The sequence below is a fragment of the Kocuria sp. genome, assembly GCF_030530945.1.
Taxonomy (GTDB): domain Bacteria; phylum Actinomycetota; class Actinomycetes; order Actinomycetales; family Micrococcaceae; genus Kocuria.
Window position 1 is genome coordinate 164,326 of sequence record NZ_JAUMTZ010000001.1, and the last position, 25,368, is coordinate 189,693.

At 71.5% G+C, this 25,368-nt stretch carries 19 protein-coding genes; 11 read left to right on the forward strand and 8 right to left on the reverse strand.

Annotated elements, in window-relative coordinates; genetic code table 11:
* Nucleotides 1-98: 98 nt before the first annotated feature.
* Complete coding sequence (locus Q4A22_RS00755) at nt 99-1,118, reverse strand: LLM class flavin-dependent oxidoreductase (RefSeq protein ID WP_303176949.1); 1,020 nt, start codon at nt 1,116-1,118, stop codon at nt 99-101.
* A 113-nt stretch (nt 1,119-1,231) separates the two neighbouring features.
* Nucleotides 1,232-3,217, reverse strand: coding sequence for an AMP-binding protein (locus tag Q4A22_RS00760; RefSeq protein ID WP_303176619.1), 1,986 nt, complete (start codon nt 3,215-3,217; stop codon nt 1,232-1,234).
* Between the two features lie 341 nt (nt 3,218-3,558).
* Here Q4A22_RS00760 and Q4A22_RS00765 point away from each other — a divergent pair, with 341 nt between their 5' ends.
* Complete coding sequence (locus tag Q4A22_RS00765) at nt 3,559-4,317, forward strand: SDR family NAD(P)-dependent oxidoreductase (protein WP_303176620.1); 759 nt, start codon at nt 3,559-3,561, stop codon at nt 4,315-4,317.
* Between the two features lie 74 nt (nt 4,318-4,391).
* Here the strand turns inward: Q4A22_RS00765 and Q4A22_RS00770 are convergent, their stop codons facing one another.
* Together Q4A22_RS00770 and Q4A22_RS00775 are read right to left on the reverse strand one after the other, a co-directional pair.
* Nucleotides 4,392-5,312 (reverse strand): NADP-dependent oxidoreductase, encoded by a 921-nt coding sequence (locus tag Q4A22_RS00770; protein WP_303176952.1) that lies wholly within the window; start codon nt 5,310-5,312, stop codon nt 4,392-4,394.
* Between the two features lie 179 nt (nt 5,313-5,491).
* Nucleotides 5,492-6,421 (reverse strand): DMT family transporter, encoded by a 930-nt coding sequence (locus Q4A22_RS00775; protein ID WP_303176621.1) that lies wholly within the window; start codon nt 6,419-6,421, stop codon nt 5,492-5,494.
* Nucleotides 6,422-6,754: 333 nt separating this feature from the next.
* Between Q4A22_RS00775 and Q4A22_RS00780 the strand changes: the two genes are divergently transcribed.
* The 5 genes from Q4A22_RS00780 (at nt 6,755) to Q4A22_RS00800 (ending at nt 11,243) form a co-directional block, all read left to right on the forward strand.
* Entirely contained in the window at nt 6,755-7,675 is a 921-nt protein-coding gene (locus Q4A22_RS00780) for a CPBP family intramembrane glutamic endopeptidase (protein WP_303176622.1), read from the forward strand.
* Nucleotides 7,676-7,703: 28 nt separating this feature from the next.
* Complete coding sequence (locus Q4A22_RS00785) at nt 7,704-9,071, forward strand: agmatine deiminase family protein (RefSeq protein ID WP_303176623.1); 1,368 nt, start codon at nt 7,704-7,706, stop codon at nt 9,069-9,071.
* 133 nt (nt 9,072-9,204) lie between these two features.
* Complete coding sequence (locus tag Q4A22_RS00790; RefSeq protein ID WP_303176624.1) at nt 9,205-9,828, forward strand: thymidine kinase; 624 nt, start codon at nt 9,205-9,207, stop codon at nt 9,826-9,828.
* 67 nt (nt 9,829-9,895) lie between these two features.
* The gene (gene pyrE / locus Q4A22_RS00795) at nt 9,896-10,477 is read left to right on the forward strand and encodes an orotate phosphoribosyltransferase (RefSeq protein WP_303176625.1); all 582 of its coding nucleotides are present in this window, start codon (nt 9,896-9,898) and stop codon (nt 10,475-10,477) included.
* A gap of 130 nt (nt 10,478-10,607) precedes the next feature.
* The gene (locus Q4A22_RS00800; protein WP_303176954.1) at nt 10,608-11,243 is read left to right on the forward strand and encodes an RNA methyltransferase; all 636 of its coding nucleotides are present in this window, start codon (nt 10,608-10,610) and stop codon (nt 11,241-11,243) included.
* On the opposite strand, the gene Q4A22_RS00805 is transcribed toward Q4A22_RS00800, so the two are convergent.
* A complete protein-coding gene (locus Q4A22_RS00805) occupies nt 11,222-12,145 on the reverse strand; it encodes a LysR family transcriptional regulator (protein WP_303176626.1) in 924 nt (307 codons plus the stop codon). The two genes, Q4A22_RS00800 and Q4A22_RS00805, sit on opposite strands and share 22 nt — an antisense overlap.
* Before the next feature lie 38 nt (nt 12,146-12,183).
* Complete coding sequence (locus Q4A22_RS00810) at nt 12,184-13,320, reverse strand: diaminopropionate ammonia-lyase (protein ID WP_303176627.1); 1,137 nt, start codon at nt 13,318-13,320, stop codon at nt 12,184-12,186.
* 193 nt (nt 13,321-13,513) lie between these two features.
* On the opposite strand from Q4A22_RS00810, the gene Q4A22_RS00815 reads away from it, so the two are divergent.
* From Q4A22_RS00815 to Q4A22_RS00825, 3 genes are all read left to right on the forward strand, one after another.
* The gene (locus Q4A22_RS00815) at nt 13,514-14,875 is read left to right on the forward strand and encodes a lipase family protein (RefSeq protein ID WP_303176628.1); all 1,362 of its coding nucleotides are present in this window, start codon (nt 13,514-13,516) and stop codon (nt 14,873-14,875) included.
* A gap of 232 nt (nt 14,876-15,107) precedes the next feature.
* A complete protein-coding gene (fbaA, locus tag Q4A22_RS00820; RefSeq protein WP_303176629.1) occupies nt 15,108-16,130 on the forward strand; it encodes a class II fructose-bisphosphate aldolase in 1,023 nt (340 codons plus the stop codon).
* A gap of 238 nt (nt 16,131-16,368) precedes the next feature.
* On the forward strand, nt 16,369-16,791 hold the full coding sequence (locus Q4A22_RS00825) for a DUF3151 domain-containing protein (RefSeq protein WP_303176630.1): 423 nt from the start codon (nt 16,369-16,371) through the stop codon (nt 16,789-16,791).
* Nucleotides 16,792-16,995: 204 nt separating this feature from the next.
* Here Q4A22_RS00825 and Q4A22_RS00830 read toward each other — a convergent pair whose 3' ends face one another.
* A complete protein-coding gene (locus Q4A22_RS00830) occupies nt 16,996-18,381 on the reverse strand; it encodes an amino acid permease (RefSeq protein WP_368410535.1) in 1,386 nt (461 codons plus the stop codon).
* Between the two features lie 139 nt (nt 18,382-18,520).
* On the opposite strand from Q4A22_RS00830, the gene Q4A22_RS00835 reads away from it, so the two are divergent.
* Nucleotides 18,521-19,699 carry a polysaccharide pyruvyl transferase family protein gene (locus Q4A22_RS00835; protein WP_303176632.1) on the forward strand — a complete coding sequence of 393 codons (1,179 nt, stop codon included), beginning with the start codon at nt 18,521-18,523 and terminating at the stop codon, nt 19,697-19,699.
* Between the two features lie 169 nt (nt 19,700-19,868).
* On the opposite strand, the gene Q4A22_RS00840 is transcribed toward Q4A22_RS00835, so the two are convergent.
* Nucleotides 19,869-23,729, reverse strand: a complete 3,861-nt coding sequence (locus Q4A22_RS00840; protein ID WP_303176633.1) for a S8 family serine peptidase — start codon at nt 23,727-23,729, stop codon at nt 19,869-19,871.
* A 283-nt stretch (nt 23,730-24,012) separates the two neighbouring features.
* On the opposite strand from Q4A22_RS00840, the gene Q4A22_RS00845 reads away from it, so the two are divergent.
* Nucleotides 24,013-25,302, forward strand: a complete 1,290-nt coding sequence (locus Q4A22_RS00845; protein WP_303176634.1) for an adenylosuccinate synthase — start codon at nt 24,013-24,015, stop codon at nt 25,300-25,302.
* The last annotated feature ends 66 nt before the right edge of the window (nt 25,303-25,368 follow it).

Sequence of the window (25,368 nt, forward strand, 5' to 3'; positions counted from 1 at the left end):
GTATCGCCAGGATGCCAGTACGCGACCCTGCCCGCGCACAGGGTCGACGCCGCGGCGGAACCTGTCCGCCGCGTCGTCACCCCTGGCGCGTATGGCCGTCAGCGCCAGCCCAGCTCCGGTGCCACGTGGGTCAGGATCGACTCGATGACGTGCGCGTTGTACGCCACGCCCAGCTGGTTGGGAACCGTGAGGAGCAGGGTGTCCGCCTCCGCGATCGCCTCGTCCTGCCCGAGCTCCCGCACAAGCTGCTCCGGCTCTGCGGCGTAGCTGCGGCCGAACACGGAGCGGACGTCGTCGATCACACCCACCTGGTCCGAGTTCTCCCTGTTCACCCCGAAGTACGCGCGGTCGGTGTCGTTGACCAGCGCGAAGATGCTGCGCGAGACCGAGACGCGGGGTTCGTGGCCGTGCCCGGCCTCCGCCCACGCCTCACGGAACGCGCGGATCTGCTTGGCCTGCTGCACGTGGAACGGCTCCCCGGACTCGTCGGTCTTGAGCGTGGAGCTCATGAGGTTCATTCCCCGGGCGGCCGCCCAGCGCGCGGTGGAGTCCGACGCCGCTCCCCACCACATGCGGTCCCGGAGCCCCTCGGAGTGGGGTTCCAATCGCAGCAGTCCGGGAGGGTTGGGGAACATGGGCCGCGGATTCGGCTGCGCGAAACCCCTGCCCTCGAGCAGCTCCAGGGTCTTCTCGGTGTGGCGGCGGGCCATGTCCGCCTCGGTCTCGCCCTCGGCGGGTTCCATGCCGAAGTGGCGCCAGCCGTCGACCACCTGCTCGGGGGACCCCCGGGAGACGCCGAGCTGGAGCCTCTCGCCGGAGATGAGGTCCGCGGATCCCGCATCCTCCACGAACGCGTACGGGTTGACGTAGCGCATGTCGATCACGCCGGTGCCGATCTCGATGCTGGAGGTCCTGGCCCCCACCGCGGCCAGCAGCGGGAAGGGAGCACCCAGCTGGTGCGCGAAGTGGTGGACGCGGAAGTACGCGCCGTCTGCCCCGAGCTCCTCTGCCGCGACCGCCAGGTCGATGCTCTGCAGCAGGACGTCCGCCCCGGAGCGGGTGGCCGAGTGCGGGCTGGGTGTCCAGTGCCCGAAGGACAGGAAGCCGATCTTCTTCACGTCGTCTCGCTTTCTGGTGTGCGGTGGCTCGGGCCCCGCGGTGGCGGTGGTGGCGGCCACGGGGCCGTTCACCCACCAGAAGTCCTCGGGACCGCAAGTTATTCCCACAGAAACTATTGTCCCCGCAACGACGCGAAATCCGTGTCCGCGTACTCCACCGACTCGTGCGCCGTGGACTCCGAGCCGGACCCACCGTCGGCCCCACCCGCTGCGGCACCGGAACCGTCCAGTGCGTCCGGGTGCAGCAGCGCCTCCCGGTTCCGCAGCTCCACCCGGCGGATCTTGCCGGAGATGGTCTTGGGCAGCTCGGCGAACTCCAGGCGGCGGATGCGCTTGTACGGCGCGAGGTTCACCCGGCAGTGGTGCAGGATGCTCTCCGCGGTCTCCGCCGTGGGCTCGTGACCGTCCGCGAGCACCACGTACGCCTTGGGCACGGCCAGGCGGAGGGGGTCCGGGGAGGGGACCACGGCAACCTCCACCACGGCGGGGTGCTCGATCACCACGGACTCCAGTTCGAACGGGGACAGCCGGTAGTCGGAGGCCTTGAACACGTCGTCCGCGCGTCCCACGTACGTGAACACCCCGTGGGTGTCCCGGGAGACCACGTCGCCCGTGTGGTAGAGCCCGCCCCGGAACGCCTCCGCGGTCTTCTCGGGGTCCCCGGCATACCCGGGGGTGAGTCCCACGGGTCGGGGGTCCAGGCGCAGGCACAGCTCGCCCTCGGTCTCGTTCTCCTCCTCCGTGCTGGGGTCGATCAGCACCACGTCGTACCCCGGCAGCGCCCGCCCCATGGCCCCGGGCTTCACGGGCATCCCAGGTGTGTTGGCGATCTGCAGGGAGGACTCGGTCTGCCCGAACCCGTCCTGGATGTCCGTGCCCCACGCGGCCTTCACCCGCGAGATGATCTCCGGGTTCAGCGGCTCCCCTGCGGACACGGTCTTGCGCGGCGGGTGCTTCAGGTGGCCCAGGTCCGACTGGATGAGCATGCGCCACACCGTGGGCGGCGCGCAGAACGAGGACACGTGCTCCCGCTCCATCTGGTCCATCAGTGCCGCGGCGTTGAAGCGCGTGTAGTTGTAGAGGAACACGGTGGCCCCGGCGATGAACGGTGCGAAGAAGTTGGACCACGCGTGCTTGGCCCACCCCGGGGACGCCACGTTCAGGTGCACGTCCCCCGGCTCCAGCCCGATCCAGTACATCGTGGACAGGTGCCCCACCGGGTAGGACGTGTTGGTGTGCTCCACGAGCTTGGGCAGGGACGTGGTCCCGGACGTGAAGTACAGCAGCAGCGTGGCGTCCGCGGGGGAGGGCTCCAGCACCTCGAACGTCTCCGGCCCCTCGATGGACCGCGTCCAGTCCAGCACCCGGTGCCCGCCGATCGGTTCCAGCTCCGCCTCCCCGGACGACGACGCCGCTGCGCCGCCTTCCCCGCCCGCCGCCCTGTTCGGGGTGCTCGCCGCTGCGCTTTCCCGGGCCAACTCGGAGCTGGATGCGGCGTCGTCGTCGCGCGCCGGTCCCGCGGCGGGGGACGAGAACGCGTTGGAGGTGGGGCGCACCCGGTGGTCGGGCCGGTCCGGGACCACCACGAGCGTGAAGTCCCCGGGGACGTCCGCGAACTTCTGGGCGTTGCCGCGGGAGGTGACCACCCACGAGGCGTTGCCGCGGTCCACGCGGTCCCGGAGGTCGTTCTCCCCGAGCATCACCGTGGTGGGGATCATGGGCGCGCCCAGCTTGGTGCACGCGAGCATGGTCTCCCACAGCTCCACCTGGTTGCCGAGCATGAGGATCACCCGGTCCCCGCGCCGCACGCCCTGCGAGCGCAGCCAGGTGGCCAGCTGGGACGAGCGCCGGGAGAGCTCGGCGTAGGTGCGCCGCGTCTGGGTGCCGTCCTCCTCCACGATCACCAGCGCCTCGCGCCCCGCCTCCTCGCCCGTGCCGAGGGCGTCGAACCAGTCCAGGGCGAAGTTGAAGTGCGTGAACCGCGGCCACTCGAACTCGGCGTGCGCGGCGTCCAGGTCGGTGCGCAGCCGCAGCAACTGGTCCCGTGCGGCGCGGAAGCGTTCGGTGACGGACTGCTCGGTCGCGGTGGTCTCGCTCATGGGCTCCTCGTTCCGGTGCTGGGGTTCCGGTGCCGCGCCGGCGAGCAGTGAGGCTGGGTGGCCGCAGGGTCGCCGGGACCCGGGGGAGAACTTTCCCCCAAGGTACTGCAGGGGCCGGGAACAGTGTGGTCGCGGTCACAAAAAATGCAGCGGTCGGGGGAGGCGGACCGGATTGGTAGAGATGGAGAAGGCGTGCCGCACGGCGGCCCGGCGGAGAGGGGAGGAAAACCTGTGGGTGTCAGCCGGAATGTGACGTGAACTACTCCGCACGGACCGTACGATCGGCCGGGACAGCAACCGGGCGGCGTCGTGCGCCGCGCACCACAAGGGCAGGAGCGAGCATGGACATCACGGGGACCTCGGCCATCGTCACGGGAGCGGCCTCCGGGCTGGGGGCGGCAACCGCGGCGCGGCTCACCTCACTCGGCGCGCACGTCGTGGGCATCGACCTGCCCGGCGGGATCGAGAAGGCCCCCCGGGTGGAGGGGCTCACGTACGTGGCCGCGGACGTGACCAGCGAGGACGAGGTGCGGGCCGCCGTCGCCCGGGCCGCGGAGATCGCGCCGCTGCGCACCGTGGTGAACTGCGCCGGCATCGGACCCTCCGCGCGCGTGGTGGGCCGCAACGGCGTGCACGACCTCGCGCTGTTCGAGCGCGTGGTGCGCATCAACCTGGTGGGCACGTTCACGGTGCTCGCGCTCGCCGCTGAGGTGATGACCGCCCAGGACCCCGTGGACGAGGCCGGGCAGCGCGGTGTCATCATCAACACCGCATCCGTAGCCGCGTTCGAGGGGCAGGTGGGCCAGGCGGCGTACGCGGCGTCCAAGGGCGGCGTGCACTCCCTGACCATCGCCGCGGCGCGCGACCTCTCGTCCAAGGGCGTGCGCGTGATGACGATCGCCCCCGGCATCGTGGACACCCCCATGCTCGGCAGCGTGGGTGAGGACTTCCGGGCAGCGCTCGCCGAGTCCGTGCCCTTCCCGCACCGCCTCGCGCAGCCCGCGGAGTTCGCGCAGCTCGCAGGGATGATCGTGGAGCACGACTACCTCAACGGCGAGACCATCCGCATGGACGGTGCCCTGCGCATGGCCCCGCGCTGATCCGGTCGGCGGCGTCCGGGCCCCGGGGGTCGTGCCGCTGAGGTCGGCGCGGCCCCCGGGGAGCAAGGTGCGGCTCAGTCCACCGTGACCACGATCTTCCCCACGGTGTGGCCCTCCTGGCTGGCCGCGAACGCCTCCGGGAGCTGCTCGAGCGGGAAGGTGCGGTCCACGCGGACGGTGAGCTCGCCGGCGTCGGCGAGGCGGGCGAGCTCGGTGAGCTGCCCGGAGTCCGGGGTGACCCACATGTAGTGGCCGCCGTGCTCTTCCACCGAGGGGTCCGCGATGGAGCCGTGCCGGCCGCCCTCGGCGAGCACGGCCAGGGTGTCCTCCAGGACGCCGCCCACGAAGTCCGCCACGATGTCCACGCCGTTCGGGGCGAGCTCCCGCACGCGCTCCGCGAGGCCGTCACCGTACTCCACGGGCTCTGCGCCGAGCCCGCGCACGTAGTCGTGGTTCCGGGCGGACGCGGTGCCGATCACGCGGGCGCCGAAGGCCTTGGCGATCTGCGCACCCATGCTGCCCACGCCGCCGGAGGCCGCGTGGATGAGCACGGTCTTGCCCTCCGCGAGGCCCAGCCGGGTGAGCACCTGGTACGCGGTGAGCCCCGCCAGCGGCAGGCCCCCGGCCTGCTCCCAGGACATGCTCTCCGGCTTGGGAGCGAGCGCCCGCACGGGTACCGAGACGTACTGTGCGAACGTGCCGCCGTGGACCCAGTCCTTGCGGGCGTAGGCGATCACCTCGTCCCCCTCGGAGACGCCGGGGGTGTCGAAGCCCTTCTGCACCACCACACCGGCCACGTCCCAGCCCGGGACCACCGGGAACTGCGCGTTCATCACGGGGTCCAGCCCGCCGGACATCACCTTCCAGTCCACCGGGTTGATCCCCGCCGCCCTGACCCGCACCAGGACCTCGCCGGGCCCCACCTTGGGCAGGGGCTGCTCGGAGAGCTCCAGGACGGACGGGTCGCCGTACTGCTGATAGGTCTGCGCCTTCATCGTGGTCATGCCACGCGCAACGGCCCGCTCCCGGGGCCTTATTCCATGCCGTGGCAAGTTTCTTCTGGGCCCAGCCGGGCGACGATGCCCGGTCGCCGCGGTCCCGCACCGCCCCCTGGCTCGGGTCACCCCGCCCAGGCCCGCTCGGGTGGGGCCTGTGCGGGCCGAGCGGGTCCCGGTCAGACGGAGATCAGTGCGATGCCCGCCAGCACCGCCGCGCAGCCGATGAGCCGTGGCACCAGACGGTTCTCCTTGTAGATCCACCACGCGAGCAGCGAGCCCACCACGATGCTCGACTCCCGCAGCGGCGCCACCAGGGCCACCGGGGTGGACTGCATGGCGAAGAGCACCAGGATGTATGCGAGCGGGGAGAGCAGACCCACGGTCACGATCTTCACGCGGTCCAGCCGCCAGGACTCCACCATCCGGGTGCGCTGCCGCCACGCCCGGGGGGTCAGGGTCAGCACGAGCACCACGGAGGTCAGCGCGAAGTACAGCACGGGCGGGAGGTCCAGCGTGGCCATCGAGTGGTCGTCCCACAGTGTGTACCCCGCGATGCACGCACCCACCACGGCACCCCAGAGCACGCCGGTCAGGGACGCGCCATGCTTCGGGGCGGGGGCGGCGTCGTGCCCCGTGGAGGGGCGGTCGGCGGGCGCGGCGGCGTCGTCCTCGGCGGAGGTGGTGGGGGTGCCGAACGTGGCCACCACGGCCACGCCCACCAGCACCGCGACGGCCCCGGCGGCGGCGGTGGGGGACAGCGCCTCGCCCAGGAGCAGCACCGCGACGAGCATGGTGATCATGGGCCCGGTGCCGCGTGCCACGGCGTAGACCACGCCCAGGGGAGCGCGCTCGTACCCGGTCTGCAGGGCGATTCCGTACACGGTGTGCAGCAGCCCGGAGACCACCGCGGCGCCCACGAGCGGCCAGCCCCAGGCCTGCCACGCCCCGGGCTCCAAAAGGCTTGCGGGAACCAGCACCACGGCGGAGACGAGCCCGTACCACCAGACGAACAGCGTCCCGTCCCCGCGGATCCCCTTGGCGAGGATGTTCCAGGCCGCGTGGGCCACGGCGGCCAGGAGGATCAGGGAGACGCTGAGAGTGGACATATCCGTCCATTGGAGCGCACGGGGGAGGCTCGGGGCCAACTGGGTGGCGAAGTGTGTCGTCCCAGAATGACCGTGACCTGGCTCTGGTATGAACGGTTCGTGAACTCCGGCGCCCGGTGGTCCGCCCGGTGCGTCACCGGCTCAGCCGCGGCCTTCACCGTCTGGTGGGCGGCGACAGCCAGCCAGCACAGAGCTCCCCGCAGGTCCTCGTCCCCGGGGGCGCTGCCGCGGCGCCCCCGTCCGCCGCGGTCACGGATGCGGTGATCCGCGGCGGGCCACGTACCGTGGGGAGCACGCTCGGCCCTTCCCCCGTTCATCCCCTCAGGAGCAGCCATGGACGCACCAGCCCAGAGAACCCCGGACCGGGTGCTTCCCCCGCGCCCGTCCCGCTCCGCCCTGGAGGGCATGTCCGAGGCGCGGCGCCCCACCGGCCCCGTCCTGGCCATCGTGGTGGCGGTGCTGATCCCGCTGCTCGGCCAGCTCCCGGCGCTGCCGCTGGTGTCCCTCTTCCCGGATGACTCCTTCGGGGGTCAGCTGATTCTCACCGCCTCGTTCGTGCTGCCCATGCTGCTGTTCTTCGCCTGGGTGCGCTTCAAGGAGAAGCGGCCCGTGGCATCCCTGGGCTTCCGGGGTCCCGCCGGGCGCAGCATCGCGCTGGGTGCGCTGCTCGCGGTGGCACTGACCACCGTCACGGTCCTGCTCAACGTCCTCCTGGGCACGGCGAGTCTCGCGGCGCCCACGTGGGCGGCCCTGCCGCTCGCCCTCGTGCTGCTGCTCGGCTTCGCCATCCAGTCCTCCACGGAGGAGATCACGGACCGGGGCTACCTCATGCAGGCCGTGGCACCCCGCTGGGGCCTCGTGCTCGCCGTCGTCGTCCAGACCGTCGCCTTCGCCGCCCTGCACGGCGCGAACGGCGGTCTCACCTGGGTCGCGTGGGGCAACCTCTGCATGGTCGCGGTGTTCCTGGCCCTGTGGGTCTGGGTCACCGGCAGCCTGTGGGGCGCGTGCGCGTTCCACACGTTCTGGAACTGGAGCCAGGGCAACCTGTGGGGCGCGCCGGTCTCCCACATGAGGATGAGCACGTCCGTGGGCCACTACACGCCCGGTGAGCACAGCCCCACCCTGCTCACCGGCGGGGCGTTCGGCCTGGAGGGCTCCGTGATCCCGCTCGTCGTCTTCATCGTCCTCTCCGCACTCCTCGTGGTGGTGGGCCGACGCCGCCGCGCAGCCGCCGGCCGCGTCCGCAGCCGCTGATCCCCGCGCCGACCCGAAGAAGGACACCGTGAAGAAACGACTCGTTGCCGAGTGGGAGCCCGCTCTGGGCGCCTTCGTGACCTGGCCCGCGGCGCTGCCCGCCGCGCTGCTGCGGGACCTCGCGCTGGACGAGCACCTGTGGGTGCTCGTGACGGATGCCGCCTCCGAGGGCGACGCCGCCGCATGGTTCGCCTCGCAGGGGGTCGCCCCGGACCGGGTCACGTTCGTCCGCGCCCCCCAGGGCGACGACGCCGTGTGGGTCCGCGACTGGGGCCCCCACCCGGTGGTGGACGAGACCGGGCAGCTGTGGTGCGTGGGCGCGCGCTACGTGTACGCCACACCGTTCAGCGGCCCCGAGCCCGGTGACCCGCTGCTCACCGTGGACGGCGAGCCCCTGGCCCAGCTGGCCTACGAGCCCGTGGACCAGCGCGCCCAGCCGGTGCTCGCGCGTGCCCTGGGCCGCCCGTTCGCCCGGCTGCCCCACGCGTTCACGGGCGGCAACGTGCTCTCGGACGGCCACGACCTGCTGATCAGCACCGAGATCCTCGTGGCGGAGAACGAGTTCGCCGGGGCCACGCGCACGGAGGTGCTGGAGGACGTCACGGCGGTCACGGGCATGTCCCAGCAGGTGGTGCTGCCGAACTACGAGGACCACGGCATCCAGCACGCGGACTGCTTCCTGAAGGTGCTGGACGAGGAACGGCTGCTGGTGCTGCGTCCACCGTCCGGGCACCCCCTGCGGGAGCGCTACGACGGCATCGTGCGGGAGCACCTGGAACCGCTGCTCACCCGCTACGGGCGCCCCTTCGAGATCCTGCGCCTGGACACCGGGGTCAGCCCCCACGGCGGGCTGGCGCCCTACGTGAACTCGGTGATCCTCAACGAGACGGTCTACGTGCCCCAGTACGGCATCCCGGAGGACACCACCGCGCTGGAGCAGTGGCGCCTGGCCATGCCCGGGTACACGGTGCGCGGCTACACGTTCGAGTTCGCGGACGAACCCCACGCCGTGCACAACCCCCGCAACACCGGCCCCACGGGCTGGCGGGACGGGGACGTGCTGCACTGCCGGGTGCGCGGGGTGTTCGACCCGCGGATGGTGCAGCTCTCGGTGCGTCGGCCCGGACCCGAGAACTCGGCACTGGTGCGCGTGCACGCGGCGGGCGCCGGGGGCACCCGTGTGGTCTCCGTGACCCTGCTCTCCCGCACCTCTCAGGGCGCGGCGGTCACCCGCACGAGCATGCCCGCCACGGCCCTCGCGGGGGAGCACGCGGCGGAGCTGCCGCCCTCCGCGGGCGCGGTGGAGTACGCCGTGGAGGTCACCACCGAGGACGGCCGCGTGCAGCGCTGGCCCCGCCCGGCGGACGCGTGGCTGCGGGCGACGCCGCGTGCGTGAGGCGCTGCCCGCCGGGGCCCCCGCGCGTGGTCGCCCTCGGTGCGGGGCGCGCGGAACCCGGCGCGGCGGCGTCGTCCGCCCGGGGCGCGTGCCCGGGCAGGTGGCGAGCGCGGCGCCGATAGACTGACCGACCGTGGCCAAGCTCTACTTCCGCTACGGCGCGATGAACTCCGGGAAATCCACGGCGCTGCTGCAGGCCGCCTACAACTACGAGGAGCGCGGGCAGCGCGTGCTGCTGGCCAAGCCCCAGGTGGACACCAGGGGCGAGGACCAGATCCTGTCCCGGCTGGGTGTCACCCGCACCGTGGACTTCCTGATCCCGCCCGGCGAGAGCGCCATGGGCCTGTTCAAGCGCCACGCACTGGGGGACGACCCGGACGCCCTGCTCGAGCACGTGGCGGCGCAGCCCGTGGCGTGCCTGCTGGTGGACGAGGCGCAGTTCCTGGAGACCGGGCAGGTGGACGACCTCCTGCGCATCGCCGTGCTCCTGGAGGTTCCCGTGATGGCCTACGGCATCCGCACGGACTTCCGCACCCGCTCCTTCCCGGGCTCCGAGCGGCTCATGGAGCTCGCCCACACGCTGGAGGAGCTCAAGACCATCTGCCGCTGCGGCCGCAAGGCGCTGTTCAACACCCGCAGGGTGGGGGAGGACTTCGTGTTCGAGGGGGACCAGGTGGCCATCGACGGCGTGGCCGTGACCTACGAGTCCCTGTGCGCGGCGTGCTACCTGCGCGAGTCCGGTGGCCGACTGGGCTGAGGGCGCCGGCGGAGGGCGCCGCGGCGTCGTCCCCGCCGGCCCCGGCCCCGCCACGTAAGCTGGGGCCATGAGCACCGACTTCTCTCCCGTGGACCTGGACACCGCCCGCGAGCGCCTGCGCGACCTCATCAAGGACCTCGCCGTGGTGCGGGGCAGGGTCACCCTGGCCAGCGGCATCGAGGCGGACTACTACGTGGACCTGCGGCGGGTGACCCTGCACCACGAGGCGTCCCGGTACGTGGGCCAGGTGATGCTGGGCCTGCTGGACCAGGCGGGCATCGAGTTCGACGCCGCCGGCGGCCTCACCATGGGCGCGGATCCGGTGGGCAACGCGATCATGCGCACCGCCGGGGACCAGAGCCGTGCAATCGACACGTTCGTGGTGCGCAAGGCCCAGAAGTCCTACGGCATGGGCCGCCAGGTGGAGGGCCCCAGCGTGGTGGGGCGCAACGTGGTGGTCGTGGAGGACACCTCCACCACGGGTGGCTCCGCCCTCACCGCGGTGGAGGCCCTGCAGAAGGCGGGCGCGAACGTGGTGGCCGTGGCGGTGATCGTGGACCGCCGCACCGGCGCCAAGGAGCGCATCGAGGAGACCGCGGGCGTCCCGTGCCTGTACGCCTACTCCAAGGACGAGCTGGGGCTTGACTGAGCCGGGTCTCCCTGAGCCCGACGACGCCGCCCGCGCGCGGCACCGGCCCGACCGCACCGTGACGGCCGCGGCGTCGGCGACACCGTCCGCGGGTGACGGCAGGGCCGCGCAGGACTCCGGTGAGGATGTCTTGCCCGCCGCGCAGGCCCGTGAGGTCGGCGTGGGGCCGTGGCAGGGCGAGTGGCCCACCGGGGACCACTGGGACCCGGAGCTGCTGCGCGAGGGGGACCGCCGCAACGTGGCGGACCCCTACCGCTACTGGCGCATGGACGCGATCGTCGCGGACCTGGACTCCCGGCGGCACGCGTTCCACGTGGCGGTGGAGAACTGGGAGCACGACTTCAACATCGGCTCCGTGGTGCGCACCGCGAACGCGTTCCTGGCGCGCGAGGTGCACATCATCGGGCGCCGCCGCTGGAACCGCCGCGGGGCCATGGTCACGGACCGCTACCAGCACGTGAGGCACCACGCGAGCGTGGCCGAGTTCCTGGACTGGGCGCGCGCCGAGGGCCTGGCGGTGCTCGCGGTGGACAACGTTCCCGGCTCGCAGCTGATCGAGACGTTCGACCTCCCCGAGCACTGCGTGCTGGTGTTCGGCCAGGAGGGCCCGGGGGTCTCGGCGGAGCTGGTCGCTCAGGCGGATGCCGTCCTGGCGATCGAACAGTTCGGTTCCACCCGCTCCATCAACGCGGGAGCCGCCGCCGCGGTGACCATGCACGCCTGGATCCGGCGGCACGTCTTCGGTCAGCGGGTCACGGCCGACTGAACCTCTTGCGCGGCCCGCCGCAGCGCCTCCAGCACCGCCTGGGCCGCGCGGTGGTTCCGGGCACTCTCCCGCCACGCCGCCGTGACGGTCCGGCACGGCGGGGGGTCGCCCAGGGGCAGGGTCACGATCCCCTCGGGCGCGGATCCCAGCGCCAGCTCCGGCAGCACGGCCACCGCGTGGCCGCCCGCCACGAACGCCGCCTGCACCGCGAGGTCCTCGGAGACGCACGTGACGCGCGGTTCGAAGCCGCGGCGTCGGCACTGCTCCGCCAGCCACGCGCGCGGCGGGGTGTGCTCCGGCTCGCCCGCCCACGCGGCGTCGGCCAGCTGGGCCAGGACGTCCCGGCCCGGGTCCAGCGACGCCGCCCGCGCAGCACCCACGGCCAGTCGCAGCGGGTCCTGGAGCAGCGGCACCAGCACCACACCGGGTGCGGGCGGGGTGACCGCCCCCGGGTAGCTCTCCGCGAGCACCACGTCCACGCCCGCACCGGGCAGCGCGGCGAGCGCCTCGTCCGTCTCCCCGAGCCGGAACAGGACCTCCACCCCGGGGTGCTCCCGCCGCAGCACGGCCAGGGCTGCGGGCACCAGCGTGGTGGCCGCGGACTGGAACCCGGCCACGGTCACGGTGCCCCGCGGTTCGCTCGTGGCGGCGAGGACGTCGGCCTCCGCGCGCTCCATGTCCGCGAGGATCGTGTGGGCGTGCGCGGCGAGGACCGTGCCCTGGTCCGTGAGCACGAGCCGCCGTCCCGCGCGCGCCACGAGTAGGACCCCCACGTCCCTCTCGAGCTGGTGCAGCTGCTGGGAGACCGCGGACGTGCTGTAGGACAGGGACTCGGCTACCGCGCGCAGCGTGCCGCGGCGGCTGAGCTCGGCCAGGACCCTGAGCCGGTCCACGTTGAGCACGCTGGACCTCCTTGGTGGAAGACGGTCCGGTCAGTGTGTCACGCGGTCGGGAGGGGATTGGCGCGCAGGCCCTCGGTGCTGATGAGCAGCACGGTGGACCCGCCGTCCAGCCCCAGCTCCTCCCGGGCCCCCGGGGCTCCCAGCAGCTCCCGCACCCCCGCCAACGACGCCGCTCCGCAGGGTCCCGAGTCCTGGCCCAGCTCCTGCAGGTCGGCCACGGCGCGGCGGCACTCGTCCTCGGTCACGGAAACGGCGGCGCTCACCCCGTCCCGGAGCGCGGGCCACCCGATCCCGGAGGGGGTGCCGCAGTTGAGCCCGGCCATCACGGTGGGGGTGGAGGTGTCCACGGTGACGGGTTCACCGGCCTTCAGGGACTGCGCCACGCAGTCCGCGGTGCGGGGTTCCACCGCGAGCAGGACGGCGCTGCTGCGGATGATGCCCCGGTAGTGCTCCACCATGGCGTGCGCGAGGGCACCCACGCCCACGGGGCAGGCCACGAGGTCCGGGCCGTGGGCCCCCGCGGCCGCGAGCTGCTCGTCCGCCTCCGCGAACAGGGTGGTGTAGCCCTCCACGATCCACCGCGGCACCTCCTCGTAGCCGGGCCAGGAGGTGTCCTGCACCAGCAGCTGGTCGGGGCCGGTGGCCGAGGCGGCGGCGGTGGCCACGGCGTCGTCGTACGTGGGTCCGCCCGGCAGCACCGGGGCACCCTCTGCCTCGATGGCGGCGACGGCGGCATCCCCCACGCCCCGGGGGATGTAGACGCGCGCCCGCAGCCCGAGCAGTGCGGCCATGCGCGCCACGGCGCGCCCGTGGTTGCCGTCGGTCGCGGTCACGATGGTCAGTTCCGGGGAGCCGGCGGCGTCCAGCGCGGCGCGCAGGGACCCCACGGTGAGGCCCTCTGCGGGTGCCTCGATGCGCTGGGCCACCGCTCGGCACACGGCCCAGGAGGCGCCGAGGATCTTGAAGGCCGGCAGCCCCAGCCGGTCCGACTCGTCCTTGACGAACACGCGGCCCACGCCGAGTTCCCGCGCCAGAGCGGACAGTTCCCGCAGGGCGGTGGGTTCGTATCCGGCCATGCTGCGGTGCAGCTCGTGGGCACGCGCCTCCGCGGGAACGGTGCGCCACCGGGCGGCGCGGGCGTTGAGGTACGGGGCGGGGGTCTGGGTGGTGGTCATGCCTCCATGCTTCCGGGACGGGACCCGCAAGAAAAGCGGGATTTTGCGGACCGTACCGTCCGTTTTTGCTTCATGTTTTGGGCGATGGGAGAGACCCTGGCGGGGCAGAGCCGTCCGAACAGCTCTGGCCGTGAGCTGACATGTGCCGTAGGATTTTGTGAGTTGCATCACACTACGAGAGGGCCGTCCGACCATGTCTCGATCGACCACCCGACCACCGTTCCTGCGACGCTCCGCCGGAGCCCTGGTGCTCGGTGCCGGGCTGCTCCTGGCTGGACTGCCCCCAGCTCATGCGAGCACGCCCTCGGACGGCGGCCTCTCCGCGCTGACGCGCAGCGAGCAGGACCAGAAGCTGGAGGAGCAGGGCCTCACACGCGAGGACGTGGCCCGCGAGGACGCCCTGCAGAAGCTGCGCAGCTCCACGGATGCGGACTTCTACACCACCCCGGCCCAGCTGCCCGCCGCGGACGGCGACGTGGTGCGCTCCGAGCCCTCCACGTTCTACATGGACCCGGTCAAGCTCATCAAACCCGATGCCTCCGCCACCCGCATCCTGTACAAGACCACCAGCAGCAAGAACCAGGCCGTGGCCGCCAGCGGCACGGTGATGCAGTCCAGGAAGCCGTGGAAGAAGGCCACCCCGCGGCCGTTGGTGGTGCTGTCCCCGGGCACCCAGGGGATGGGTGACTCCTGCGCGCCCTCCCGCCAGCTGGCCATGGGCACGAACTACGAGGGCATCAACGTCTCGGGCCTGGTCAACGCCGGGTACAACGTGGTGGTGCCGGACTACATCGGGCTGGGCACGGCGGGCACCCACACCTACATGAACCGTGTGGACCAGGCCCACGCCGTGCTGGACGCGGTGCGCGCCGCGCAGCGCCTCGGCATGAAGGGCGTGGACGCCACCACCCCTGTGGCCGCGGTGGGGTACTCGCAGGGTGGCGGGGCCACGGCGTCGGCGGTGGAGAGCGCCGCAGAGTACGCCCCCGAGCTGCAGCTCAAGAGCGCCTGGGTGGGCGCGCCGCCCGCGGACCTCACGCGCACCGGCAAGCAGATCGACTCCTCCCTGTTCACGGGTCTGTCCTTCTACGTGATGGGGGCCGCCCAGGACTCCGGTGTGGACGTGCGCGGCAGGCTCAACGCGGACGGTCAGAAGCGCTACGACAGGGCGCAGGATAGCTGCATCATCCCCACGGTCCTGGGTGAGGCCCTCGTGCCGTCCACGAGGCTCACCGCGGACGGGCGTTCGTTCTCCCAGCTGCTGGGCGACCCGGAGCTGAAGGCGTACCTGGACGCGCAGACCAATGGCGTGGCGGGCCGGCACCCCCGCGTTCCGGTGCGCATCGCGCACGGGCTCGCCGACGACGTCGTCCCCTACCAGGCGGGGCGCACCCTCGCCCAGAACTGGTGCGGCCAGGGCACGAACGTCTCGCTGCAGACCCTCGCCACGCCCAGCCACCTGGGCGGGTACGTGGAGGGCATCCCCTCGATGCTCGCCTACCTGGACGCCCGCTTCAACGGCATCCCGCAGACCAGCTCGTGCTGGCGGCTGTGACCGGCCGGCGCAGCGGGGCCCGCCCGGGCCACAGGTGACCAGCCCCGGTCGGTGCTGATCCCCATGCACCCCCACCGGGTGGGTGGGACGCCCAGATGGCTCGCCCCGCGCCCATTCCCCCGTTTCCACTCGGCGCTTCCCCGGGCCAGGGGAGCGGCGGAGCACTAGAGTGGGAAGAGGCCTCAGGCCACGGTCCAACCGTGCATCGGGAACCCAGAAGAAGGAGCACTCCATGCCCATCGCAACCCCTGACGTTTACTCCGAGATGATCGACCGGGCCAAGGAGAAGGGCTTCGCCTACCCGGCCATCAACGTCACCTCCTCCCAGACCCTCAACGCCGCGATCCGCGGTTTCGCCGAGGCCGGTTCGGACGGCATCATCCAGGCCTCCACCGGTGGCGCGGCCTACTGGTCCGGTGCGTCCGTGAAGGACATGGTCACCGGCTCGCTGGCCATGGCGGCCTTCGCCCGCGAGGTGGCCAAGCAGTACGACGTCAACATCGCCCTGCACACCGACCACTGCCCGCAGGACAAGCTAGAGGGCTTCGTGCTCCCGCTGCTGGCCGAGTCCGAGAAGGCCGTGGCCCGCGGCGAGGACCCCATCTTCCAGTCCCACATGTGGGACGGCTCCGCGATCGCCCTGGACGAGAACCTCAAGATCGCCCAGGAGCTGCTGGAGCGCACCAACAAGGCGCACATCATCCTGGAGGTGGAGATCGGCGCCGTCGGCGGCGAGGAGGACGGCGTGGTCGGGGAGATCAACGACTCCCTCTACACCACCGTGGCGGACGGCATGAAGACCATCGAGGCCCTCGGCGCCGGTGAGAAGGGCCGGTACATCACCGCGCTGACCTTCGGCAACGTCCACGGCGTCTACAAGCCGGGCAACGTGCGCCTGCGCCCCGAGCTGCTCAAGGAGATCCAGGACGAGGTGGGCAGGCAGATCGGCAAGGACCGCCCCTTCGACCTCGTGTTCCACGGCGGCTCCGGCTCCACCCCCCAGGAGATCGCGGACGCCGTGTCCTACGGCGTGATCAAGATGAACGTGGACACGGACACCCAGTACGCGTTCACCCGTCCCGTGGCCGGCTTCATGCTGAGCAACTACGACGGCGTCCTCAAGATCGACGGCGAGGTCGGCAACAAGAAGAAGTACGACCCCCGCGTGTGGGGCGGCGAGGCCGAAGCCGGCATGGCCGCCCGCGTGGTGCAGGCGTGCCAGGACCTCGGCTCGGCGGGCACCTCCCTCAAGTAGGTCCCAGCCCCGCGTCCTCGGTGCCCCGCACGTCCGCGTGCGGGGCACCGCCGCGTTTTCGGGCCGCGCGCAGGGAACACCGCACCCGCGGGAGACCGCGGACGGAATGCGCAAAGCGGACGGTGTGCGCACGGGGACCGCGGGCGGAGGCGACGTCCGCGGCGGGCGGCGTGGAGCGGCGTCGTCCGGTCTGCGTACAGTGGCAGCGGACCCTGCACGATCGTGGAAAGGAACCACCGTGGCACTGCTCGGCAAGAACCTCCTGGACGAACCGGAGCCCACCTACCTGGAGGAGAACCAGGACCTCACCGCCCGCATCGAGGCCGGGGACGAGGCCGAGGACCTCGCGGCCGCGTTCCCCAAGGAGCAGCTGCCGTGGGCCGTCCTCGCGGAGGAGGCGCTCTCGGACGGCCGCACGCTGGAGGGCTACGCCTACGCGCGCGTGGGCTACCACCGCGGCCTGGACTCGCTGCGCGGCCACGGCTGGAAGGGCCACGGCGCCGTGCCGTACTCCCACGAGCCCAACCGCGGGTTCCTGCGCGCTCTCGCCGCCCTGGGCCAGGCCGCCGCGCAGATCGGGGAGCTGGACGAGGCCCAGCGCATCGCGAAGTTCCTGGACGACTCCGATCCTGAGGCGGCCGCACAGATCAAGGCCCGCTGAACTGTGGCCCGCTGCACCGCGGCCTGCGCCGGCCGCCTCGCAGCCCGCTGACCCGCTGCGACCGAGCGCCCGTCCCCTCACGGGGATGGGCGCTCGGTCGCAGTTCCGGTGTTCTGCCGCCCACCGCCGGGCACGGGCTCTCCCTGCGGTGCCCCTGCCCGCAGGGACCGCGCCCCTGCGGGTGGCGCAAAGCTGCGGGAGGGATCAGGCGGAGGCAACGGCGTCGTCCGCGGGGGTGTTCTCCGGGGCGCGGTCACGGATGAGCAGCTTGCACGCCAGGGCGATCAGGCACACCAGCACGAACGTGGCGATGAACTGGATGCGCACGGCGGGATCCAGCAGGCCCAGGACCACGATGGCCGCGAGCAGGGCCAGCGCGAAGTACGAGAGCCACGGGAACGCCCACATCCGCAGCGGCGAGGAGACGCCGGCCCGGTCCGCGCGCCGGCGGAGGATGATCTGGGAGACGAGGGCGACCCCCCACACCACCAGGCACGTGGAGCCGAGCAGGTTGAGCATGACGTTGAGCACCGTCTCCGGCCACAGGTAGTTCAGCACCACGGCGATGAAGCCGAAGACCACGGACGCCACCACGGCGGCCCGGGGCACATCGCGCGCGGTCGTGACCCCCAGGGCGCGGGGAGCGGAACCCCGGCGGGCCAGGGAGAAGAGCATGCGGGAGCTGCCGTAGATGTTGGCGTTCAGCGCGGACAGCAGCGCCAGGATGATCACCACGGTCATCAGCACGTCCGCGCCGGGAATCCCGGCCTCCGTGAGCACCGCGACGAACGGGCTGGCGGAGAGCCCCTCGTTGTTCCACGGCAGCACCAGGACCATCACGCTCACCGACCCCACGTAGAAGATCAGGATGCGCACCAGGATGGTGCGGATGGCGTGCGCCACGTTGGTCTGCGGGTCCTCGGTCTCCGCCGCGGCGATCGTGACCAGCTCGGTGCCGCCGAACGCGAAGACCACCACGAGCAGCGCGGAGGCCACTCCCGTGAACCCGTTGGGCATGAACCCGCCGTGCTCCGTGAGGTTGGACAGCCCCGGGCCCGGGGAGGGGAGCGCGTTGAGCAGGAAGAGGATCCCCACCACCAGGAAACCCAGCACGGCCGCCACCTTGAGGAGCGCGAACCAGAACTCCGCCTCGCCCAGCGTGCCCACCCGCACCAGGTTGATCACCGTGAACCCGGCCATGAAGATCAGGGCCCACGCCCACTGCGGCAGGTCCGGCCACAGCTCGGTCACCAGCTGGGCCGCAGCGGTGGCCTCGGCGGCCACCACCACCACGATCTGTGCCCACCACAGCCAGCCGAGGGCTCGCCCGGTTGTGGGCCCCAGAGCCTTTCCCGCGTAGGTGGAGAACGCCCCGGAGGAGGGGTCCGCCGCGGCCATCTCGCCCAGCGCCCGCATCACGAGCACCAGGAGCGTGCACGCCACCAGGTAGGAGATCAGCACCGCGGGGCCCGCCGTCCTGATCGCCGAGCCCGTGCCCACGAACAGCCCCGTGCCGATCGCGGACCCCAGGGCCATCATGATCAGGTGGCGCGGCTTGAGGTAGTCGCCCTGCTTCGGTCCCGAAGGCACGTGCGGGGTGTGCTCGCGGTTTCCCCCTTCCGTCACACTGGACGAGCTTCGGGTGGCGGAAGCACCGTGGGGGGTGCGGGGCGTGGTCATGGGAGACAAGGTTACCGGCCGCGCACCGGCTCACGGATAGCCTGCATGCATGCGCAACCTCCTGCAGGATCCCCGGCGGGTCCGGCCCTCCCGCAACCCACCCGTCTACCTGATCTCCTGGGCGGGCCACCCGAACTTCGGGGACGAGCTCATCGCGGCCACCTGGCTCACCCACCTGGCCAGGGTGGCGCCCACCACGGACGTGTGGCTGGACGTGCGCGAACCGGGGACCGTCAGCGCCCTGCTGCGCAGCATCCACCCGCGCCTGCACGTGGTCAACACGATCTTCCGCGCGCTGCACGAGATCGACCACGGGCTGGAGCGCACGGTGCGCAGCCTCGTCCAGGACCTCGGCTCCCCGAGGTACGACGCCGGTCTGGTCGCCTTCCGGGAGGCAGGCACCGTCCACCTGCTGGGCGGCGGGGTGCTGCACCGGGACTGGATCGAGAACCTGCGGGTGGTCGAGGCCATGCGCGCGGTGCGCGAGGTCTCCGGTGCACGGCTGGTCGCCACCGGTCAGGGGCTGATGCCCTGGGCCGGGGACACGCTCTCGGACCTGGACCACCTCAGCGTGCGGGACCGACCCAGCGCCGAGGCGGCCGGGGTGCCCCTGGGCTTCGACGACGCGTTCCTCCTGGCCGCGAATCCCCGTCACGCGCGCACCCTCGGGCTCCTCGCCGGGCACCGGGGGGACGGTCTGGCCACCGGTGCGACGGGGCGGGGAACGCCGCGCGAGGTGGTGGTCTGCGTGCAGTCCGACACCCTGGCTGAGGGCGCCTTCGAGCGCATGGTGGACTTCGCGGGGGCGCAGCTGCGGCGCTGGGGCGTGCCCCGGGAGTCCGTGCGCTACCTCGAGGCCATCCCCGGGGACGACCGCGTGGCCTACGAGCGGCTGCGGGACCTCGTGGCCCCGGACGGCTTCATCCCGTTCCAGGCCGCGTGGGAGGGGGACTTCACCTTCCGCCCGGACCAGGTGTGGCTGACCACCCGCTTCCACCACCACCTGGTTGCCGCCCTCCACGGGGCCAGGGGCGTGGCGCTCAGCGGCAAGCCCGGGTACTACGACGTGAAGCACCGGTCGGTGGTGGACGCGGGCTCCAACTGGTCCGTGGTCCACGCCGGGCAGCGGACGGAGACCGTGGGTCTGGAGGAGCTGGCGGCTCCCACGGGCTTCGCCGAGGCGGTGCGTGCCAAGCGGGACGAGGCGCGGGAGCTCTACGGCCGGTGACTGCGCGCCGCTGAGCCGCGTGCGGTGAGCGCCGGTCAGGGCGCCGGACGGGGCGTCGGCCGGACGTGAGCGGGAGCACGAGGACGGGCCCCCGGCAACCACGTGGTGGCTGCCGGGGGCCCGTCCCGGGTCTGGAACCGTGCGGTGCACGTCCCGGGGGGGTGCTCGGCTACTTCATCTGGTCGTAGCGGTAGAGGAACGCGGCCATCTGGTCACGCTGCACGGGCTGGGTGGGGCGGAAGGTGCCGTCCGGCCAGCCGCGGCCGATGCCCTGCGCGTTCATCCAGGAGATCTCCTTGTAGAACACGTGGGTGGTGGGCACGTCCTTGAACGGGGAGGTCTTCGGCGCGGTGTACGCCGGGGAGCCCGCCATCCGGTAGAAGAACGCGGCCATCTGCTCGCGGCTGATGCTCTGGTTCGGGCGGAAGGTCCCGTCCGACCAGCCCTTGGTGATGCCCTGCTCGCTCATCCAGGAGATCTCCTTGTAGAAGACGTGGCTGGTGGGCACGTCCTTGAAGGGGGACTTCGTGGGAGGCGTGTACTGCGGGGAACCGGCCATCCGGTAGAGGAACGCGGCCATCTGGTCACGCTGCACGGCCTGGTTCGGGCGGAAGGTCCCGTCCGGCCACCCCTTGGTGATGCCCTTGTTCGCGAGCCAGGAGATCTCCGAGTAGAAGACCCGGTCCTTGGGGACGTCCTTGAACATGGGGTTCTGGGTGTCGGGTGCCTTCGCGGCGGGCTGGAACCGCTTCACCTCGGCCTTGGCGCCGTCCTCCTCCTTCCGGATGCCGGCCAGGTCACCGGTGCCGTTGTGCAGGTGCAGGAACAGGGCCTCGCCCTCAGCGGTGGACGAACCGCGCTGGGCGGTCAGCTTCTTGCCGGGGAGGTCCGTGAACAGCGAGTCGTTGAACTTCTCGCCACTGAAGGAGACCTTGGGGTTCACCGGGTTGTAGCTGATGGTGCTCGAACGGTCCACCGCGCCGTCCACGTTCGCGGAGTAGGTGGCCACCCGGTAGCTCAGCCTGGTGTCCTTCTTGGTGGGGTCGATCCCCAGCTTCGCGGTGCTGGCCGGCAGCACCACGGCGTTGGTGTCGAAGGTGTTGGTGTCGGCGTCGCCCCAGGAGCCGTTGACCGGCTGACGGTCGATCACCGTGAGCTCACCGTTGACGAAGCCGTACAGGTTCGCCACCGGGTAGTCCAGACCGTCCACCCGGCCCAGGGCCACGTAGTTGTCGGGCCGGCTGTCACCGGTGGTGTCGATGGCGATCTCCATCTCCACGTCGGGCTTCATCGTGGAGGCGTTGCCCCAGCTGGAGACACCGAAGTTGATCATGCCGTTCTTGGCGGCGTCCCCGCCCTCGGCCTTGAGCTGCGGGAGGTTGGAGGAGGCGCCCACGTACTGCAGGTCGGCGAACTGGGAGTTGCCGCCCGCGAGCTTGGTGGAGTCCAGACGGTCCGACTTCCCTCCCAGCTCGAAGGCGCCCACGGCGGACTTCCAGCCGCCCTGGTCCAGTCCGGTGCCGGTCAGGGACACAGTGGCCCTGCCGTCCTTGTCCCACTGGTCCAGGGCGGCGTTGTCCACGCGCATGTCTGCGGCGGGCTTCGGGGCGATGGACATGGGCAGGCGCATGTCCTGGCCGTTCTCGGTCAGGACCAGGCGGCCGGACTCGGAGGCCAGGAACTGACGGGCGAGGCCCAGCTGGGTCACGGCCTCCGAGGGGTCGTGGGTCTTCTCGAGCCGCGCCCGGTCCACGGTGGCGGTCACCTTGACGGTGGCCCTGCCGCCCTTGGGAACGGTGACCGAGCTCGGCGCGGAGATGCTCACACCGGGGACGTCCGTGGAGGCGTCGAAGCGCACCGTGTAGGTGTGGGCGGCGGCACCGGTGTTGTCCAGCACCACCTCCCGGGCAAAGGTCTCCTTGCCGTTCTTGATCTCGGTGACCCCGAAGGTGGAGGAGACCACTGAGGGGTCCGCCTTGTCGTAGACCATCACCTCCTGGTTCACGGCGCGCAGCGCATCCACGCGGCCCGAGCCCACGCGGTCCACCGCGGAGGTCTTGCCGTTCGCGGCGTGCACGTCCTGGACGGCCGAGTTCATGATGGCGGCCTTGACGTTCTGGACGCTGTAGTTCTGGTGCTTCTGCTGCACGAGTGCGGCAATGCCCGCCACGTGCGGGGTGGCCATGGAGGTTCCGGTCATGACCGCCACGCCGTTGCCCCGGGCCACGCCGGCGGAGCCGATGTTCGTGCCGGGAGCCGCGACGTCCGGCTTGATCACGCCGTTGCTGCCGTGCTGGCCGCGGGAGGTGGAGTCGTTGACCTGGTCCTTGTGGCCGGTCTCCGCCCGCGCGGCCCCGATCCACTCCGGAGCCAGCTTGATCTTCGCTCCGCCGGCCTGGACCGCGGGCCTGATCTTGTCCACGGAGTTCTTGCCCATCAGCAGACCCGGGATCTTGGCGTTGCCCGCGATGGCCGAGGGGTCCACGGCGTAGTCGGACTCGAGAACCACTCCCTTGCCACCCGCGGCTGCCACGTTGTCGAAGCGGACCTTGGAGCCGCACGGGAACGGAGCGTTGTCTTCCCAGTCGAGCATGACCCACTTGCCCGCGAAGTTCTGCGAGAAGGGGGTGCAGCCGAACTTGTTGTCCGCGGGGGCGGCCACCACGTCACCCGGGAGGTCCTCTGGCTTGGCTCCCTGGTAGTCGTAGCTGCCGCTGTACGAACCGGTCAGCTCACCCTTGGCGCTGTCCGGGGAGAGGCCCTCGGCCTTGTCCTGCACGGCGGTGCTGCCCTGCGAGTTTGCGACCGTCAGGGCCGAGCGGGCGCTGCCCGGGGACCCGGAGATCTCGTGGAAGTCCCCGGCGTTGCCCGCGGCGATCACGGAGAGGACGCCCTGACGGGACAGGGCGTCCACGAGGTCGTTCTGAGGATCCGTGGCCGGCCCGAAGTCGGAGCCCAGGGACATGTTGACGATGTCCGCCTTGTCCGAGAAGTCCCCGTCCATGTTGGGGTCCAGGGTGCGGTCCAGCGCCTGCATGGTCAGGTTCGTGGAACCCTCGCAGCCGAAGACGCGGAAGCTCATCAGCTGGGCCTCGGGCGCGGTGCCCGGGCCGATCTTCATGGCCTTCACCTGCTCGGCGGTGAGCTTGGTGAAGTCACCCTTGAACGTCTTGCCGTCCGCGCCCACGCCGTAGCCGGCGGTGGTGCCGGCCACGTGGGTGCCGTGGCCGCCCGCCTCGCAGTCCAGCGGGTTGCTGTCCGGCGTGGGCAGGCTGCTGCTCACACGGGCGTCGTAGGCGTCTCCGGCGAGGTCGTACCCGCCCACGAACTTCTTGGAGTCGTACAGGCCCGAGTCCTTGCCGGGCAGGTCGGTGGAGGCCTTGGCCTTCTTGTAGGCGTCGGTGGTGCCCGGCCCGCCGAAGTCCGCGTGGGTGTAGTCCAGACCGGAGTCGATGACTGCCACCTTGATGCCCCTGCCGGTCTGGCCGGTCTGGGTCCAGGAGTTCAGCGCGGCGGTGTCCACCACCGAGCCGGCGTTCTCGCGGTACTTGGGGACGATCTTGGAGATCTTGACCACGTCGGAGCGCTTGCTCAGCTCCCGCAGCTGCGCGGCGTCGCCCTCCAGGGCCACCCCTCGCAGGGCGTTGGCGGTGGTGTAGAGCTGCTTCGCCCCGGATGCCGAGGCCATGTCTGATGCGGCGGTGTCCACCGCCTGACGGATGGCCTTGACCTGGGCCGCGGCCTGCACGGGGTCCTTGCCGCCCGAGCGGACGCCTGCCGGCTGGGTTGCCTCGAAGGCGCTGGGCCCCCGCAGCTGCACGAACACCGCCACCTGGCCCTTGGCGTCCCGCAGCTCGGAGCTGACCAGGTCGTCGGGGTTCTGGGGGCCGAGGTCGTCCGTCGCGGGGGCGGGGGTGATGTCCGCGGCGTTGGCGGGCAGCGCCGTGCCCAGGGCCAGTGTCAGGCCCAGGGCCGTGACCAGGCAGGTCTTGGCGGTTCTCCCGCGACCGGCTCGCATCTCATGGTTCATGTCTTGTCCTTTGACATCGGGCGATGCAGTGACATGCATCACAATGTCCCCAAGAATGATCCTCACCCCATCGAAAAGCAACAATTTCCTCAAAATTCCCTGTGTTACACCTGGTGAGAGCGGGTGCACCCCCGCCGCGGCGTCGGTTCCGGCGTCCCGTTCGTCCCGGTCCGCGCCCGTCCGTCCCGGGTGCTGCGAACCCCGCTCCGCGAAAGCGGTGCCGGGTAGAGTGGGCCGTTGATTCCCCCGGCCACCGGGCCGCACCCGCACAGAGAGTGTTTCCATGCCAGCAATCGTGATCGTCGGCGCCCAGTGGGGCGATGAGGGCAAGGGCAAAGCCACGGATCTCCTGGGTGGCCGCGTGGACTACGTGGTCAAGCCCAACGGCGGCAACAACGCCGGGCACACCGTGGTGGTGGGCGGCGAGAAGTTCGAGCTGAAGCTGCTTCCCGCCGGCATCCTCAGTCCCAACGCCACCTCCGTGATCGGCAACGGCGTGGTGATCAACCCGCAGGCGCTGTTCGAGGAGATCGACGGCCTCGAGGCCCGTGGGGCGGACACCTCCCACCTGCGGATCTCCGCCAACGCGCACCTGGTGGCCCCGTACCACCAGACCCTGGACCAGGTCAGCGAGCGGTTCCTGGGCAAGCGCGCCATCGGCACCACCGGCCGCGGCATCGGACCCACCTACATGGACAAGGTGGGTCGCCTCGGTATCCGCGTGCAGGACGTCCTGGACGAGTCCATCCTGCGCCAGAAGATCGAGGGCGCCCTGCGGCAGAAGAACGAGTTGCTGGTGAAGCTCTACAACCGCCGCGCGTTCGAGGTGGACGAGATCGCCGAGTACTTCATGGGCTTCGCGGACCGGCTCGCGCCCATGATCGTGGACTCCACGCGCCTGCTCAACGAGGCCCTGGACCGCGACGAGGTGGTTCTCATGGAGGGCGGGCAGGCCACCTACCTGGACGTGGACCACGGCACCTACCCGTTCGTGACCTCCTCCAACCCCACCGCGGGTGGGGCGTCCGTGGGTTCGGGCGTGGGGCCCACGCGGATCACGCGTGTGATCGGGATCCAGAAGGCGTACACCACGCGCGTGGGTGCCGGCCCGTTCCCCACCGAGCTCTTCGACGAGATGGGTGAGCGGCTGCGCACCACGGGCGGCGAGTTCGGCGTGAACACGGGCCGCCCCCGCCGCACCGGGTGGTACGACGCCGTCATGGCCCGCCAGGCCGTGCGCATCAACGGCTTCACGGACCTGTTCATCACCAAGCTGGACGTGCTCACGGGGCTCCGCGAGATCCCCGTGTGCGTGGCCTACGAGGTGGACGGTCAGCGCTTCGACGAGATGCCCATGGCCCAGTCCGACTTCCACCACGCCAAGCCCGTCTACGAGACCTTCCCCGGCTGGACCGAGGACATCACCGGCGCGCGCTCCATCGCAGACCTCCCGCGCAACGCGCAGGACTACGTCCGGGCGCTGGAGGGGATGTCCGGGTGCCGGATCTCCGCGATCGGCGTGGGCCCGGACCGGGACGACACCATCGTGGTGCGGGACCTCATCGCGGACTGATTCCGCGCTGCCAGCAGGCCCACCACGTGAAACCGCCCCGTTCCCTGTCAGGGAGCGGGGCGGTTT